This is a genomic window from Peribacillus sp. NPDC076916 (assembly GCF_050269675.1).
Lineage (GTDB): Bacteria > Bacillota > Bacilli > Bacillales > DSM-1321 > Peribacillus > Peribacillus aracenensis.
The window spans coordinates 683,234-698,618 of record NZ_JBNNIU010000002.1; the positions used below are offsets into that span (position 1 = coordinate 683,234).

Sequence of the window (15,385 nt, forward strand, 5' to 3'; positions counted from 1 at the left end):
ATGTTTCAGTTTGTTGACAAAAGGGCTTCCGGAAGTGTCGCAGCCCGAACCGGATTTCAAAAGAAGACTCGGTTTAATGGCTAGCCGTGACCCCCGGCGGACAGACGGCGGAAAGCGAGCGGATTTCTGAAATCATCTTCATTTTTAAAAATAAAAAAAAGAAGGCAAACTCGCTTTTTACTTTGAATTTGTCTTCTGTCTGAAACAGCCTATATAAATAATAGGTTGTTTTTTATTTTCTTGTACAGGGTATCCTTTTAAAAAAGAATGTTCAAAATTAGGAGGATTATAAATGGATGATAATCATTTGAATAAAAAATTCATGCCAATGACTTCAGTCTCCAATGGTGATGTACAGAAAATAAATGAGGATATATATTGTCTGTCCGTCCAAATCGTTAATGTAATATTTGTAGGGTCACCCAAAGATGATCAATGGGTATTGATAGATGCAGGGATGCCACGCTCAGCAGAGGTAATAAAGAAAACTGCAGAAGAAATATATGGACCGCAAAATCCACCTGCTGCCATTATTTTGACACATGGACATTTCGATCATGTTGGAGCACTGATTGAGTTAATGGAGCATTGGGGAGCTCCAGTTTATGCCCATATAAAAGAAATGCCTTATTTAACGGGACAGGAAGATTACCCCCATCCGGACCCTACTGTTGAAGGAGGGATGGTTGCAAAAATTTCCTGGATATTTCCGAATGAGGGAATCAACCTTGATGAAAAAGTTCAGCCATTGCCTGATGATCATAGTGTTCCCGGACTTCGTGATTGGAAATGGGTTCACACTCCTGGCCATTCAAAAGGACATATTTCACTTTTCCGTGATAGTGACCGAAGTTTGATTGCTGGAGATGCTTTTGTGAATGTCAGGCAAGATTCACTATACAAGGTCATCACTCAGGAGAAAGAAATAGCAGGCCCACCGCGGTATTTGACAACCGATTGGGAGGCTGCAAAAGAATCTGTAAAGTTATTGGAAAGTATGAAGCCGGCTGTTGCCATAACGGGGCACGGGTATCCTGTTGAAGGGCATGAGCTGGAAATGGGTTTATCAAAGCTTGCAAAGGAATTCGATTCATTAGCTAAGCCGGACCATGGGAAATATGTGGAATGAAACATGAATATGTTTCATGAATAATTTCTCTTCAGAAGTCAAAAATAAACAAGCAACTTATGAAAATGGAGGGATATCCGTGACTACATTAAGAGATATCATGACAACAGACGTGAATTGTTGCACTGCGGAAGATAATATATATGAAGCAGCAGTCAAAATGAAGAATGATGATGTTGGTGTCATTCCTGTTTTGGAGAATAACCATTTAATTGGTGTCATCACGGACAGGGATATCGTCATTCGCTGTGTGGCAGAGAAAAAGCCGAATTCAACTAGAATTACTGATGTCATTTCCACGAACCTTGTAACAGGCACGCCAGGTATGTCAGTGGAGGAAGCTGAAGAGTTAATGGCTACCGAGCAAATCAGAAGGCTCCCTATCATTGAGAATGACAAGCTGGTGGGAGTCGTGGCATTAGGTGATCTTGCTGTACACCATCAGACAAATTCAATGGCGGGAAATGCTTTAAGTTCAATTTCCGAAGACAGGGACCAAATTCAACACTAAAAACAAAACTCTGTTAGCTTTTGCTAACAGAGCTTTGTTTTTAAAGATACTTATTGAACCATCCTTTGATTTCCTCAACATGTTGCAGGCGCATTTTTGGAGATCCGCTTCGGGATACTTCGTGAGTTTCATCTGGGAATGAAACAAGCACTGCTTCTTTTTTTTGCCGTTTTAAAGCGACAAAAAATTGCTCGCTCTGTTCAATGGGACAGCGGAAATCCTTTTCACCGTGAAGTAAAAGTAAAGGGGTAGTCACATTGGAAACATATTTTAAAGGAGAGTGCTGCCATAATCTTTCAGCAGAGTTAACGATATCGCCGCCTACTTCCCACTCTGTAAAATAATAACCAATGTCGCTGACACCATAAAAACTTAGCCAGTTACTGATGCAACGCTGAGTCACAGCGGCCTTAAAGCGGTTGGTATGTCCGATGATCCAATTTGTCATGAACCCTCCATAACTTCCTCCGGATACACCTAAATCTTCATGCTGAATAAAATCATACGTAGCTAGAACGTGATCAACTCCAGCCATTAAGTCCTTATAATCCATGCCTCCATAATCGCCCCGGCAGGCATTTACGAAATCTTGGCCATATCCAACACTTCCGCGCGGGTTAGTGAACAAAACAGTATACCCTTCATTAGCCAAGGTCTGGAATTCATGAACATATGTATTGGCATACATCATATGCGGACCGCCGTGGATTTCTAAAATGAGCGGATATTTTTGATTACTTTTAAAATCAGTCGGTCTCATGAGCCAGCCGTGAATGGTAAGTCCATCAACAGATGGAAATGTAATGGGTTCAGCCATGGACAAATGTTTATCCTTCAAAAAATCCTCATTAACAAAACTGATTTGTTTCTTATCGCCATTGGTAAGGTTATAAGCAAAGAGATCCCCGGGATGAACAGGTGTACTTATGGCCACGACAGCACGATGGCTTTGGGGATCTATAGTCAGGCCGTATATATGCTGCGGGTCAAGGATCGATGGATACATGGCTCCTTCAATGGAACCATAATAAACTCCGGTATTTCCGTAATCGCTTATTAAAAAATAAAAGCCTTGGCTATCGTTTGTCCATAAGATACCTGGGTCGACAGCTCCGATTTGGAAATCCCCAATTGCGGAATCTCCAATTTGGACGTCCCATCCATCGGTCAAACACTGAGTCGTTTGATCGAATATGGAATATAACCAGATATTTGAAAAGGTGGCACCGGCAAATTCTTTATTATGGCCAATGAATGATAGATATTCACCATTTGGTGACCATTTCGGATCTCTAAAGAAACCTTTGCCATCCGTTATCTTCTCTAAAGCTTTCGTTTCTAGTTCCATGATGAAAATATCGGAAAAAAGTTCATCATCACTTCTTTCTGCATCTCCGCTTATGAAGGCAATATGCTGTCCGTCTGGGGACCATGCATTCGGATGATGATCAATATTGTTTTCTGTTAGCAATGTGGAATCTCCCTTAAAAATTCCTACTATAACCAGCTGCTGATATAACTGATCAAAATAGCCTCTCCCATCCCATTTATACTTAATACGGTCATACCTATGAACTTCTTTGGACAAATCATTTTCCTTAACCGTATTAAGGTTTTCGCCCACCTTTAATCCGGTTGAAAGCAGCAACTTTGTGGAACAAGGAGACCAAATAGGCTTTGTTACGCCGTTAACGAAATGTGTCAGCTGTCGAGCTTCCCCACCAATGCTCCCAATAATGTGAACTTGTTTTTTACCTGATCTGTCCGATATGAAGGCGATATGCTTGCCGTCGGGGGACCAGGCTGGTGATGTATCACGATTATCCCCAAACGTCCATTGCTTAGTTTCATTCGTAATCAGGCTGAACATATACAGATTGGAAATGTATTTTTCCGTTTTTTCATCTATTCTGGTTTGGACATAAATCGCCATGCTGCCATCCGGGGATAGCTTTGGATCGGTTACTGATTTCAAGTGAAATAAGTCTCTTGCTGTAATGCCTATTTTGTTCATCCTTTTCACCCTTTCATTTCTCATAGTTATGTATTTCGCTAAAGAGAAATATAAATCCTTTAGTAAATGGTAAACGCGTAATGTTTATTTATCAAGGACAAAAGAATGAAAATAATCCGGCCTATTCATCAGGTCGGATTATTAGGCTATATAGGCAAAAAAACATACAATTACTTATGCATGTGCCGAGCATGTGGGAGGTGCGGCGGAATTTGGAAATTATGTTCTTCCATCATTTTATAATGTTCTTCAAAATGTGAAACCATTTTATCGGCTTCTTCTTTCGAGAGAGCGCCATACTCGACATATTTTTCGATCAATAGCTTTTTGTCAGCGAGTATCTGCTTTTGGATCTTAGCGATTTCCGATTTTTGAGCTTCAGTGAATTGGACACTTTCCTGTTTTACTTTATTTTCCTGTGCAGCCGGATGATTCAGGTTAACCAAGAACAGGGAACAGGCTGTTAGACAGATGACTAAAAACTTTTTCATGAATGAACGACTCCTTCTAATTGATTTTTGCGGTACCTATAAAGCTTGTAAGTCTCTTCCTGATGGTGGATGTTTTTCAATATGGAAGATTCCTTATTTCTTTATTATCATTTACAGCATTTACAGTTTTATGTAAAAAATAGGGTGAGGGTTTGTTACAGAAAGATATGGGTAATTTAAATGTAAGCAAAAAATTTCGTTGTAGCTTCTTATTAATAAAAAATCATTTAAAGAAGGGAAGAAGGAGGATTATCATGATTTGGACAATTATTGGTATAATATTATTATTATGGGTTCTTGGTTTAGTCTTTAAAGTGGCTGCAGGATTTATACATATCTTGCTTATCATTGCGGTCATTCTCATTTTGGTTAAAGTTTTTAAGGGAAGGAATCGAATATAGATGTGTATGGAAGGCTAACGTGGAAAACTTTATAAATACCAATGTAAAAGGCGGCCTGGTGGACAGGTCGCCTTGTGTTTTTCCATCAGGTTGTCAATCGTATGGAAGTGGCTGGCCTAGCAGCCTTTTATGAATCCATATCGCTGCTTGGGTGCCATCCCCCATCGAAATGGTGACTTGTTCGGAATGGGCAACGAGGTCGCCGCCTGCCCAGACTCCTTTAATATTCGTTTCTTTAGTCCGTGGATGAATCACCACATGATTGTTTTCATTTACTTGCACACCTAATTGCAAGGCTAGCTCATTATTAAGTTTGTTACCTTTAAATGCCGTGAATGCTTTTTCAGCTTCGATTATTTTACCGGATGTTAATTGAACGGCTTTCAACTGCTGTTTGGCATTAATATGAACTTCACAAACTTCCTCTTCAATTACAGGAATCTGATTTTCCTTTAACTTTTCCCTATACTCATCATCAATTCTTGTTTTCGAATGATTTACGTAAATGATATCTTTTGACCAATATAATAGAGTAAGCGCCATGCCCGCTCCCGCATTTCCGCCTCCGATGACAACGGTTTGCTTATCCATGATCTCATACCCATCACAATCAGGGCATATATATGTGGATGTCCCAAGGGTCGGATAAATGTTTTTGATTGGAGGAATGTTATCAGTAATGCCAGTACCAAGAAAAATCATTTTGGCTTCATAATCCATGTCATTCTTTGTTCGGATAAAAAACTTGTCCTGCTTTTTTTCAAGAGATTTCACTGTATCATCCAGGAATTCGACACCGAATTTTTCAGCGTGCTGCCTGCCAAGCGTCCTTAATTGTTTGCCGCTTACCCCATCAGGCCATCCAAGAATGTTATGGTAAGCCTTGGCAATGGAAGATCGGCCTTGAGCAGAATCAATGACGATAATATCATGTTTATATCTTCCGAGCTGGATGGCTGCCTGAATACCGGCTATCCCTCCACCAATAATAATGCAATCTGCTTGTTTCATGAATTCACCGCCCATAAATTTGGAATAAACCTAGTGTTATTCTATCTGTAAAAAATATACCACCAGTCTCTGGCGCTTAAACAAAAAAGGAGGGAGTCCGCAGCTGGCGGAACTTCCTCCTTCCTTTAATTCCTATGTCATTGATTCTGTATTGGTTCAAGCCATTCTTGTGCCCAATTTTGAATTTCGTTCATTACCGGTGCAAGAGCCTTTCCTTTTTCAGTTAAGGAATATTCAATCCTGACCGGTGTCTCTGGATATACGTCCCTTTTAACAATACCTTCAATTTCCAAGTCCTTTAAACGTTCAGAAAGAATCCTGCCGCTTATCGGGAATGCAGATTCAATATTACAAAACCGTTGAGGGCCATTAAGTAATTGATTGACAATCAATCCAGTCCAGCGTTTACTCAAGATTTGCATTCCTTTTTCAAATCGTGGACAAAGTGTCGTATTATTCATCATATCACCTCATTATTAATATATTATAATCCATTTACCTCAAATGTAACAACTTTACCGATAATTATTTAGTTACTAGAGATGTTATAGTATAAGAAATTTATGAACTTACTTTAAGTATTATGAAAAGTAATCCGCCTCTGAATTGCCACATTTTAAAAAAATGCGCTTTTAAAAAATTGTGTTTTTTAGAGATACCATGAAAAATATGTTATTTTAATATTATAGTCAAAGTTTTGCAAATGGAAGGATCCGTGGAAATGATGAATGATTTACTGCAAGAGGCCGTATCCTTTATCAGGACAAGTTATCCTGAATTATTGAAAACGGAAGAGGACATAAATGGCAGGATCGAACAAATTAACGAGGAAATAAATGAAACAGGCAAATATGAACATACATATGAAGAATTGGTATATGGTGCTAAATTAGCTTGGCGTAATAGCAATCGTTGTATTGGGCGCTTTTTTTGGGAATCGCTGAGGGTGATTGATAAAAGGATGATTCAAAGCGAAGAAGGAATAGTATCGGCTCTCTTTGAGCATATCGAATATGCTACGAATAATGGGAGCATCAGGCCTGTGATTACAATTTTCAAACAGAAAGATCATGATCGAAAAGTGGATATTTGGAATCATCAGCTCATTCGATATGCAGGATATGAGACGGAACATGGCGTGATCGGTGATTCAAGTTCAATCGAATTCACCAAGCAATGTATGGCATTAGGATGGGAAGGGAAAAACGGACCTTTCGATATTTTACCCCTTGTAGTCCAATTGGACGGTAACCCCCCTAGTTTTCATGATATACCTGAAAGCCTCGTTAAAGAAGTCCAAATCACCCACCCTAAGCTAAAATGGTTCAAAGATCTTCAAATCAAATGGTATGCGGTTCCAATCATTTCCGGCATGAGATTGGAAATTGGCGGTATTACTTATTCGGCTGCGCCATTTAATGGGTGGTACATGGGAACTGAAATCGGTGCCAGGAACCTTGCGGACGAAGAACGCTACAATATGCTGCCGGCAATCGGGGAGAGGATGGGCTTGGATATTAAGCGTGATTCGAATTTATGGAAAGATAGAGCCCTGATCGAACTGAATGAAGCAGTCCTTCATTCATATAAAAAACACGGAGTCAGCATCGTAGATCACCATACAGCAGCCAAACAATTCAAGAAATTCGAGGAAAAAGAAGCCTCTTGTGCCAGGAAAGTAACGGGGGACTGGACCTGGTTGATTCCACCGTTGTCCCCAGCGACGACACACGTTTTTCATCAGCCATATAACAATGAAATAATGAAACCTAATTTCTTTTATCAAATTCCTCCATATAAATAAAGGTTTAAATTAACTGGCGTGGGGTATAGATATAGCAAGTCAATAAATAAGGGGGAAGGTAATGATGGCATTAGGAAAAAACGTTGTATTAATAGGAGTCGGAGTTGCCGGAGTCTCATTTTTATCGAATAAAGCGAACAGAGGAAAAGTGAAGGACATATGGTCCAATGCAAAAGCAAAAACAGTAGGTTTTTGGAATAGGAAGGCTTCCGAGCTGGATCCCGTAATTGAAAAGGCAGGTCACCCTGATCCATATGATCATGACGATAATAAAATGGTAGATGAAGGCGCCATGTATGGTGTTCACTATTATAATAATGCGAAGCATGGATAATGCAAACAGACTCGCTTGGGGATACCCAAGCGTTATTTTTATTATATTTTTAAAATTATAAAAATCAGATAATTGCGAATTTCACAGATGGATTCATGGTATTAAATTCTTTATTGTGCTTTAAATGAATAAGGATTAAGATTAAAGAATCGAAAGGAAGTGGATACAAGTGAGCAGCAGTTCTTATGATCCTGAACCCAGAAAGAAAGAGGAAGCCGATATGATGCTAGAAGTCGAGACTGTTATTCTCCCTGAGTATCCGCTCGAAGAAGGTAAATAAGGCTTTCTCTATAGAAGAGGAGGTCAAGAAATGATTGAAATCTACAAGACGGATGAAAACCGTCACCTAATCAATATCGAGGAAATGACAAAAGGTTCCTGGGTGAACATTGTTGCGCCCACAGAAGCTGAAATAGATTATATATGCACGACTTTGCAATTACCGATTAACTTCATGAAAGACCCACTGGACGATGAGGAAAGGCCACGAATTGAAAAAGAGGATGATAATGTCTTAATTATTGTCGACTTCCCATATTTGACCAGGGACGAAGCCGACTTACCGATCTTTGAAACGATCCCCATCGGTATGATCTTTACCAAAGACTGTTTCATTACAGTGTCTTTGAAAGAAACACCGATATTGGCGAATTTCAAAAACAATAAAATCAAAGGGTTTTTCACCAATAAGAAAACCAGGTTTGCGTTACAATTATTATTTGAGATTTCATCCTATTACTTACGTTACCTCAAACAGATTAACAAGATGACTAATGAAGCGGAACGTGAATTGCATCAGTCCATGAAAAATAAAGAATTATACACTTTCCTTGCTTTGGAAAAAAGCCTGGTTTATTTTACGACATCATTGAAATCCAATCGAGTAGTACTTGATAAGATCCTCCGTTTTAATTATTTGAAAATGTATGAAGAAGATAAAGAATTGCTAGAGGATGTAATCATCGAAAATGCTCAGGCAATCGAAATGGCGGAAGTGTATCTATCCATTCTTAGCGGTATGATGGATGCATTCGCTTCGATCATTTCCAATAATGTCAACAATGCCATGAAGTTTCTAACCTCAGTGACCATTATTTTAACACTTCCGACGATGGTGGCAAGTTTTTACGGAATGAATGTCGAACTACCATTTGAACATAATCGGTTTGCTTTCATTTTTACATTATTAATTGCCATCACTTTAGCTGGGACGACGGCTTTCATTTTTTGGAAGAAAAAATATTTTTAAAATTAACCGGCTTATTAAGCCGGTTTAATTTTGTAGAAAAAGGGATTTTATATTTTAAAACAAAGTTGATTGGAGAGGGTGTGCGAGACTCCGCAGGCGCAAAGGCGCAAAGGCGCCGAGGGGCTCCGGACAGCCCGCGGAAAGCGAGTGCCTGGAGCGGAAATCAACGTCCAAATTGTACAAAGTGGTTTGTTTTATTCCTCAAAAAAATCAGAAAATCCTTCACTGTTTATCCGATCCGCATAAGGGTTCTCATCCTTTACATTCTTTGCATCCAAATTTGTTTGAATCACTAAACGGGGACTCTGTGATGCTTCTCTGATGATACGATCGTTCAACTCTTTAAAATCCGGTATATTCTTATTGCCGGGTTTGTTTGGTTCCAATAAAACCACCTCCATTCCTATCTTTGCAATAAATGATGGGGTGTATTCATGAATATTCTTAGGTTTGGGAAGAATAAAGGACTGAGGAGGAGATCATGATGACCAAATGGAACGAGCAAGCAGCGCCTAATAATAATTTAAGGGCAAGTGATTTAAACCCATGTGAAGCCGAAAATGCAAAAATGGATTCAAAAGCAATTGATGGAGATCAATTGAATGATCTAAAAATTCAAAGGGAAATCAGAAAACAAAATATATAAGACCCTTATTGATTGTATGGCAAAGAAAGGGTCATTCAGAGGAAAAACGCTTGGCGGTTAAACCAAGCGTTTTTTTGCGTATCACGAAGGCGGAGTTCCATGATTGATTTAGAATTCTTTTTTATCAGGAGCGTTTTTGCTTTTTAAGTGAAGAAGGTTGAGTGAAGGCCCCGGTTTCCTTGCCCCTCTATCTGAGAAGAACCTAAACGAGTTTGTGAAGCATCTTTCTTGTTTTTCCCATTCATGTTTATCACCTCGATATTACTTTCCCTATTTCCTTTGCATCCTATACATATATTGAACGTGAAAAGGACAGGTTAGAAGGTAGAGGAGGTGTGTGTTGATGTCAAAAATCGGTGTTGAAGAATCTTTAACGAATATACAGGAAGCACTTCGCGAAAAAGGTTTTGATGTTGTGGAGATTAAACAAGAAGCTGACGCAAAAAACGTGGATTGTTGTGTGGTAACAGGTTTGGAAAGTAATGTGATGGGTATAAGCGATACTTCATTGAAAGCGTCCATCATTGAGGCAAATGGTTTAACGGCTGATGAAGTGTGCCAAGAGGTTGAAAATAAAGTGAACTTGATTCAATAGTTCAAAAAGTGCCTAAACCAACATAGGGTTAGGCACTTTTTCTGTTTCAAGGTTGCTGTGCTATGGAAATTTTCGCATTCAGTTCCACCGCTACATTACCTTTGATCGCTCTAGAAATCATACATGAAGTTTCAGCTTTTTCAGCAAGTTTCCTCGCTTTTTCAACCACTTTTTCAGAAGTGCCCGATACTAATACAAGTGCAGGGCGATGAATGATTTTCTTATAGGTGAATACACCATTCGTAACATCCACTAACGCTTCCGATTGCATGGATAAGCTCGCCTTTTCTATATGGGCTCGCTCTAACATGGCAGCAAAGGTAATGATATAACAGGTCGATGCCGCCCCAAGAAGCATTTCATCGGGATTGGTCCCGATCCCTGGTCCTTCCATTCCAGTAGGAATACTTATTTGTGTTTGTAGATTCCCTGAATGAATCGTGCCGATATCATTTCTGCCGCCGGGCCATTCGGCGGTTAAATGAAAGTGATGTATAGTCATTTTTTAACCTCCTTACTGTTCTATAGTGTAAACGATTTAACAGGTTAAGTATCCGATTTTGCTCACTCAGTCGAATAATCCAGTTATCGGTCGAAAAAAGTGACGAAACGTTCGAATGATCTACTTCCAGCAGGACAAATTAAGTTTCCAGTAGGCCGAATTTCCGACAGCTGACCGAAGCATTCTCATTGATATAAAAGATACATGTTGATGAAAACAAAAGGCAGGGGCATTTGGCTATTTTAAGCACAATATTGGATAGGCTTTTCTATAATGATATAGACAGTTTTATATAAAAAATTCTTCATAAAGAAAGGGCTGAAAAGTTGACTACATTGAGTAATATGTTTGATTTGACTAATAAAACGGCTATCATCACCGGCGGCGGCAGGGGACTGGGCAAACAGATCGCCATCGCGTTGGGGGAGGCTGGTGCAAATATAGTCATTGCTTCACGAAATCTTCCTCTATGTAAGGAGGCATGTGAAGACTTGCGATCGATGGGTGTTAATGCCGTTGCCTTTGAATGTGATATCACGGATGAGAGTGCCATTGACCATGTCGTCAAGGAAACGGTTGCTCAATTCGGCACGATTGATATTCTTGTCAATAATAGCGGTACGTCCTGGTCAGGTCCGCTTTTGGATGTTCCCAAGGATAAGTGGGAAAAAGTATTGAATGTTAACGTTACAGGTACTTTCCTATTTTCACAGGCTGTAGCGAAGGTCATGAAGCAGCAAAATTCCGGAAAAATCATAAATATTGCATCAGTGACAGGTCTTGGCGGGTCGCTTCCTGAGGTATTGGATACGATAGCTTATAACACCAGTAAGGGCGCCATCATTACAATGACCAAGGATTTAGGAGTTAAACTTGCTAGATTCGGAATCCAAGTCAATGCAATTGCACCTGGATTTTTCCCGACTAAAATCACAAAGAATATTCTTGAACAGTCTAACTACGACATATTAGGTAATACTCCGGCTGGCAGGTTTGGCAATGAAGATGATTTAAAGGGTGCCGCCGTATTTTTAGCCTCACAGGCTTCTGACTATATGATCGGTCATATTTTAATCATTGACGGTGGAGTTTCGGCATTAGCGTAAACGGAGAAAGGAAGAAATATATGACAGGAAAATCAAATTTTTATAAAGGGCTTAAATTACTAGGCGCACAAAAAGAGCAACAGCTTAATGATAAAATTCAGAATTTGCTAAATAACCGTGAGTTAATAGAAGCAGTAAGCGACAATGCCCGATTGCAGATTCCAAAAATAAATAGAATGCAGGAAGCCTCAGAAAGAATGTCCATCATCATGAATTATCCAACAAAAAAAGATGTAGCGAGTATTGCGAAATTAGTCATCCAGCTCGAAGAAAAAATTGATAGTTTAGAAGAGCTGATCTCAACACTTGTAGAGGATAGGGGCGGGAATGTCAGAGGTAAATCTGCAGTTAGTAATAAACGCACTTCTTTTTCATCGCCCAGTAAGAAAAAGAAGTCAAGTTGGGAATCCAATGAAATGGAAGGGCGTAAAAAAAGATTGGCGGAATTTATTAATGACTCCTTATTGTTAAGCTCGCAGTTACCTGGGTTCGATTTACATGGACAGGGAAATTCAAATGTCTAAGCGGAAAGTGCCGAAAAATCAATCCGAATCAATACCTAAATGGAAACGTTTTATGGATATTCCCAATCAGCCAATGCCTGAAATGGGAATGACGCCGAAAATTGCGGTGTGGAAAAAAAACAAATCAACGCTTTGGTATTATCCATCAGCACAAAAAAAATATGATGTGCCGGTTTTTCTTATATATTCACTAATCAATACTCCTTTGATTCTTGATTTGTCCCCCGGCAATAGTTTAATAGAATCTTTTGTAATTGAAGGTTTTGATGTGTATTTGCTTGATTTTGGAAGTCCGGGCTTTGAAGATGGTGAAATATCGATCGAAGATTATATCGCCGATTATATTCAAAAAGGAGTACAGCGTGCATTACGCCACTCTGGAGCATCAGAAATTACCGTTATGGGGTTTTGCCTCGGCGGTACATTAGCCGCAATATATGCTGCCATTTCAGACGAGCCAATCAAGAATTTGATCCTTTCCGTTACACCTGTAGATTTCAGTGCCTCAGAATTTTTTGATCAATGGCAGGCAGCGTTAAAGGAAGGCACCGCGGATTTTGACGATACGATTGATATTTATCAAACGATCCCAGCCAGTGCAGTTAAATATGGAATCCGATTAATGACATCCCCTATCTATATATCACCCTATCTATCTCTATTGAATCAAGCGGATGATGATGAATACGTTCAAAATTGGCGCCGCTTCAATGCTTGGGCTAATGGGCATGTACCATTATCCGGAGCAGCCGCAAAACAAATAACGAAAGACCTTTTGATAAATAACAGCTTGGTTAATGGGAGTTTTAAGGTAAGGGGAAAAAAAGCGAAGCTATCGAAAATTGATGCTAGTGTTTTAGTAATAGCGAATAAGAATGATCGATTGGTCCCACAGGAAATGATTTATCCGGTAATGAAGCATTTAAAATGTAAGGATAAGACATATAGCCTACTGAAAAGTGGACATGCTGCTAAACAATATTCCGGTGAACTCCCATATTATTTGAAGGAATGGCTACTAGGGCGTTCCTCACCAATTCAATAGTTTACTAGGGGGATGCGAAATGTACATGTTGAACGCCATTGAGGATATCAAAATCATGCCGGTTGTAGAATATATAGGCTTTGCGTCATTGGTATTTTCAAAATTTTTTGCTGCATTTCCGGATTACTAAAGTGAAATAAATGAAAGGGCTGGCTCGTTATGCAGAGACAGCCCCTATTGTTTCAATGATAATATTTCACACGTTCTTCAAGTGGTGAGAAGTCTTTATCATCAGGCTCTGCAGTTGGTTTTCCAAAGGGCATCAGTGCGATGAGTTTCCAATCACGTGATATATCCCATGTCTTTCTCACTTCGTCATCGATTAAAGGATTATAATGCTGAAGACTTGCACCAAACCCCTCAATTTCCAAGGAAGTCCATACGACAAATTGTAAAATGGCAGATGATTGGTCCGACCAAATCGGAAAGTTATCGGCATACGTTTTGAATTGTTCTTGAAGCCTATCTATAATAGCCTGATCTTCAAAGAATAAAACCGTACCATAACCATTTATAAATGAATTCATTTTTTTTTCAGTTTTTTCAAAATCTTTGGCGCCGATTGCTTTTCTTAATGTTTTTTTTGTGATATCCCATAATTGGTCGTGGTTTTGACCAGTTAATACAATCACTCTTGCACTTTGGGAGTTGAAAGCGGAAGGGGAATATTGAACGGCATGATCGATAACTTCTTTAATCCTTTTATTAGGAACAACACGTTCCTTGCTAAGGGAATAATAAGAGCGTCTATCTTCAATTGCGCTAAAAAAATCTTTAACCATATATCACACCTCCATTCTTTATACTACCGATTTATTTTGACCTGATTTAAATATTTTATGATAAATGAAAACGGGTAAAATTATTTGTGTGAAAATGGTTGACAAATTTATCTATGTCGTTTATCTTTAAATCAAGATATTTGTATTAAAAGTATTTTGAAGGTTAAATACCTTGAATTCGAGATATTATTTTAGGATTAATTCATTTCCGTAAGGGGAGATTTATAAAGATAGGAGTGGTTTGGATGGAATTAAAAGGATTACATCACGTTTCGGCGATTACAGCTAAAGCGGGAAATAACTTTGAATTCTACACAAAAGTCTTAGGGTTGCGATTAATTAAAAAAACGGTGAATCAAGATGATGTACGTGTATATCACTTATTTTATGGAGATCAAATTGGTTCACCGGGTACGGAATTGACGTTTTTTGAAATTCCCAATGCTGCCCGCACTCATGAGGGGAATAATAGTATTTCAGAAATTTCCTTAAGGGTAAGAAATGATGAAGCACTAGAATATTGGAAAAAACGGTTTGTTGAATTCAATGTTGAGCAGGATGAAATATCGAGCCGCTTTGAAAGGAAGGTGCTTTCTTTTAAAGACCCTGAAGGGCAGAGGCTTCTTTTGGTTTCCGATCAGGATAATAACGGCGTTCAAGGAGGATTACCGTGGGATGGAAGCCCAGTGCCGCAAGAGTTTTCCATTCTTGGATTAGGACCAGTAAAACTTACTGTACCTGATATTGTACAAACAGAACGCGTTCTTACCGACGTATTGGGTTTCAGGCAGTCAGGCACATACCCATCCTCAATCAGGGGGCAAAATCCGATAGTCGTTTACGAGACAGGTGAGGGAGGAACAGGCGCCGAACTCCATATTGAAGAAAGGAATGACATACCTCGGGAAAGATTGGGGAGGGGGGGAGTACACCATATTGCCTTCCGGGTGGATAATGAAGGGGAACTGAGAAAATGGATAGAGAAAATTAGTGAATCGAAATTCGTGAACTCTGGTTATGTGGACCGCTATTATTTTCATTCACTCTATTTTAGGGAGCCGAATGGCATCTTATTTGAATTGGCTACTGATGGACCAGGTTTTGCAGTGGATGAAGCAGAGCAGCACTTAGGTGAGAACCTTGCCCTGCCACCTTTTTTAGAATCGAAAAGAAAGGATATTGAAGCGAATTTAAAACCACTGAATACAAAACCAACAAATTAATCAATGGGAAAGGAAGTA

At 39.2% G+C, this 15,385-nt stretch carries 19 protein-coding genes; 12 read left to right on the plus strand and 7 right to left on the minus strand.

What is annotated here, in order from left to right; all coding sequences use genetic code 11:
• Positions 1-292: 292 nt before the first annotated feature.
• Complete coding sequence (locus ACQKFG_RS08265; RefSeq protein ID WP_427557743.1) at positions 293-1,129, plus strand: MBL fold metallo-hydrolase; 837 nt, start codon at positions 293-295, stop codon at positions 1,127-1,129.
• Between the two features lie 79 nt (positions 1,130-1,208).
• Positions 1,209-1,640, plus strand: a complete 432-nt coding sequence (locus tag ACQKFG_RS08270) for a CBS domain-containing protein (RefSeq protein ID WP_192205075.1) — start codon at positions 1,209-1,211, stop codon at positions 1,638-1,640.
• A gap of 40 nt (positions 1,641-1,680) precedes the next feature.
• Here the strand turns inward: ACQKFG_RS08270 and ACQKFG_RS08275 are convergent, their stop codons facing one another.
• Complete coding sequence (locus ACQKFG_RS08275; RefSeq protein ID WP_349728269.1) at positions 1,681-3,654, minus strand: S9 family peptidase; 1,974 nt, start codon at positions 3,652-3,654, stop codon at positions 1,681-1,683.
• Positions 3,655-3,824: 170 nt separating this feature from the next.
• Entirely contained in the window at positions 3,825-4,145 is a 321-nt protein-coding gene (locus ACQKFG_RS08280) for a DUF2680 domain-containing protein (protein ID WP_353872104.1), read from the minus strand.
• Between the two features lie 254 nt (positions 4,146-4,399).
• Between ACQKFG_RS08280 and ACQKFG_RS08285 the strand changes: the two genes are divergently transcribed.
• Entirely contained in the window at positions 4,400-4,546 is a 147-nt protein-coding gene (locus tag ACQKFG_RS08285; RefSeq protein ID WP_192205072.1) for a lmo0937 family membrane protein, read from the plus strand.
• A gap of 93 nt (positions 4,547-4,639) precedes the next feature.
• On the opposite strand, the gene ACQKFG_RS08290 is transcribed toward ACQKFG_RS08285, so the two are convergent.
• The gene (locus tag ACQKFG_RS08290) at positions 4,640-5,557 is read right to left on the minus strand and encodes an NAD(P)/FAD-dependent oxidoreductase (RefSeq protein ID WP_349728272.1); all 918 of its coding nucleotides are present in this window, start codon (positions 5,555-5,557) and stop codon (positions 4,640-4,642) included.
• Positions 5,558-5,694: 137 nt separating this feature from the next.
• The gene (locus tag ACQKFG_RS08295) at positions 5,695-6,018 is read right to left on the minus strand and encodes a winged helix-turn-helix transcriptional regulator (protein WP_048678030.1); all 324 of its coding nucleotides are present in this window, start codon (positions 6,016-6,018) and stop codon (positions 5,695-5,697) included.
• 260 nt (positions 6,019-6,278) lie between these two features.
• Here ACQKFG_RS08295 and ACQKFG_RS08300 point away from each other — a divergent pair, with 260 nt between their 5' ends.
• The 3 genes from ACQKFG_RS08300 to ACQKFG_RS08310 all read left to right on the plus strand — a co-directional run bounded on the left by ACQKFG_RS08300 (position 6,279) and on the right by ACQKFG_RS08310 (position 8,944).
• Positions 6,279-7,361 carry a nitric oxide synthase oxygenase gene (locus ACQKFG_RS08300; RefSeq protein WP_427557750.1) on the plus strand — a complete coding sequence of 361 codons (1,083 nt, stop codon included), beginning with the start codon at positions 6,279-6,281 and terminating at the stop codon, positions 7,359-7,361.
• A 64-nt stretch (positions 7,362-7,425) separates the two neighbouring features.
• Positions 7,426-7,695, plus strand: coding sequence for a hypothetical protein (locus ACQKFG_RS08305; RefSeq protein ID WP_353872101.1), 270 nt, complete (start codon positions 7,426-7,428; stop codon positions 7,693-7,695).
• Positions 7,696-8,005: 310 nt separating this feature from the next.
• On the plus strand, positions 8,006-8,944 hold the full coding sequence (locus ACQKFG_RS08310; protein WP_192205068.1) for a magnesium transporter CorA family protein: 939 nt from the start codon (positions 8,006-8,008) through the stop codon (positions 8,942-8,944).
• 194 nt (positions 8,945-9,138) lie between these two features.
• Here the strand turns inward: ACQKFG_RS08310 and ACQKFG_RS08315 are convergent, their stop codons facing one another.
• Positions 9,139-9,330 carry a hypothetical protein gene (locus ACQKFG_RS08315; RefSeq protein ID WP_427557754.1) on the minus strand — a complete coding sequence of 64 codons (192 nt, stop codon included), beginning with the start codon at positions 9,328-9,330 and terminating at the stop codon, positions 9,139-9,141.
• A gap of 95 nt (positions 9,331-9,425) precedes the next feature.
• Here ACQKFG_RS08315 and ACQKFG_RS08320 point away from each other — a divergent pair, with 95 nt between their 5' ends.
• Positions 9,426-9,590: a hypothetical protein gene (locus ACQKFG_RS08320; protein ID WP_427557757.1), complete on the plus strand. Its 165-nt coding sequence runs from the start codon at positions 9,426-9,428 to the stop codon at positions 9,588-9,590.
• A 343-nt stretch (positions 9,591-9,933) separates the two neighbouring features.
• Positions 9,934-10,185 carry a YkuS family protein gene (locus tag ACQKFG_RS08325; protein WP_192205066.1) on the plus strand — a complete coding sequence of 84 codons (252 nt, stop codon included), beginning with the start codon at positions 9,934-9,936 and terminating at the stop codon, positions 10,183-10,185.
• Between the two features lie 46 nt (positions 10,186-10,231).
• Here ACQKFG_RS08325 and ACQKFG_RS08330 read toward each other — a convergent pair whose 3' ends face one another.
• Positions 10,232-10,687: an OsmC family protein gene (locus ACQKFG_RS08330; RefSeq protein WP_192205065.1), complete on the minus strand. Its 456-nt coding sequence runs from the start codon at positions 10,685-10,687 to the stop codon at positions 10,232-10,234.
• 344 nt (positions 10,688-11,031) lie between these two features.
• Between ACQKFG_RS08330 and ACQKFG_RS08335 the strand changes: the two genes are divergently transcribed.
• The 3 genes from ACQKFG_RS08335 to ACQKFG_RS08345 are packed head-to-tail and all read left to right on the plus strand — an operon-like array spanning position 11,032 to position 13,362.
• A complete protein-coding gene (locus ACQKFG_RS08335) occupies positions 11,032-11,793 on the plus strand; it encodes an SDR family oxidoreductase (RefSeq protein ID WP_349728566.1) in 762 nt (253 codons plus the stop codon).
• 20 nt (positions 11,794-11,813) lie between these two features.
• Entirely contained in the window at positions 11,814-12,317 is a 504-nt protein-coding gene (locus ACQKFG_RS08340) for a hypothetical protein (RefSeq protein ID WP_427557762.1), read from the plus strand.
• On the plus strand, positions 12,310-13,362 hold the full coding sequence (locus tag ACQKFG_RS08345) for an alpha/beta fold hydrolase (protein ID WP_427557765.1): 1,053 nt from the start codon (positions 12,310-12,312) through the stop codon (positions 13,360-13,362). The genes ACQKFG_RS08340 and ACQKFG_RS08345 overlap by 8 nt, the downstream gene beginning before the upstream one ends.
• A gap of 182 nt (positions 13,363-13,544) precedes the next feature.
• Here ACQKFG_RS08345 and ACQKFG_RS08350 read toward each other — a convergent pair whose 3' ends face one another.
• Positions 13,545-14,144, minus strand: coding sequence for a nitroreductase family protein (locus tag ACQKFG_RS08350; RefSeq protein ID WP_427557768.1), 600 nt, complete (start codon positions 14,142-14,144; stop codon positions 13,545-13,547).
• 245 nt (positions 14,145-14,389) lie between these two features.
• Between ACQKFG_RS08350 and ACQKFG_RS08355 the strand changes: the two genes are divergently transcribed.
• Positions 14,390-15,367 carry a ring-cleaving dioxygenase gene (locus ACQKFG_RS08355; protein ID WP_349728275.1) on the plus strand — a complete coding sequence of 326 codons (978 nt, stop codon included), beginning with the start codon at positions 14,390-14,392 and terminating at the stop codon, positions 15,365-15,367.
• Positions 15,368-15,385 lie beyond the last annotated feature (18 nt).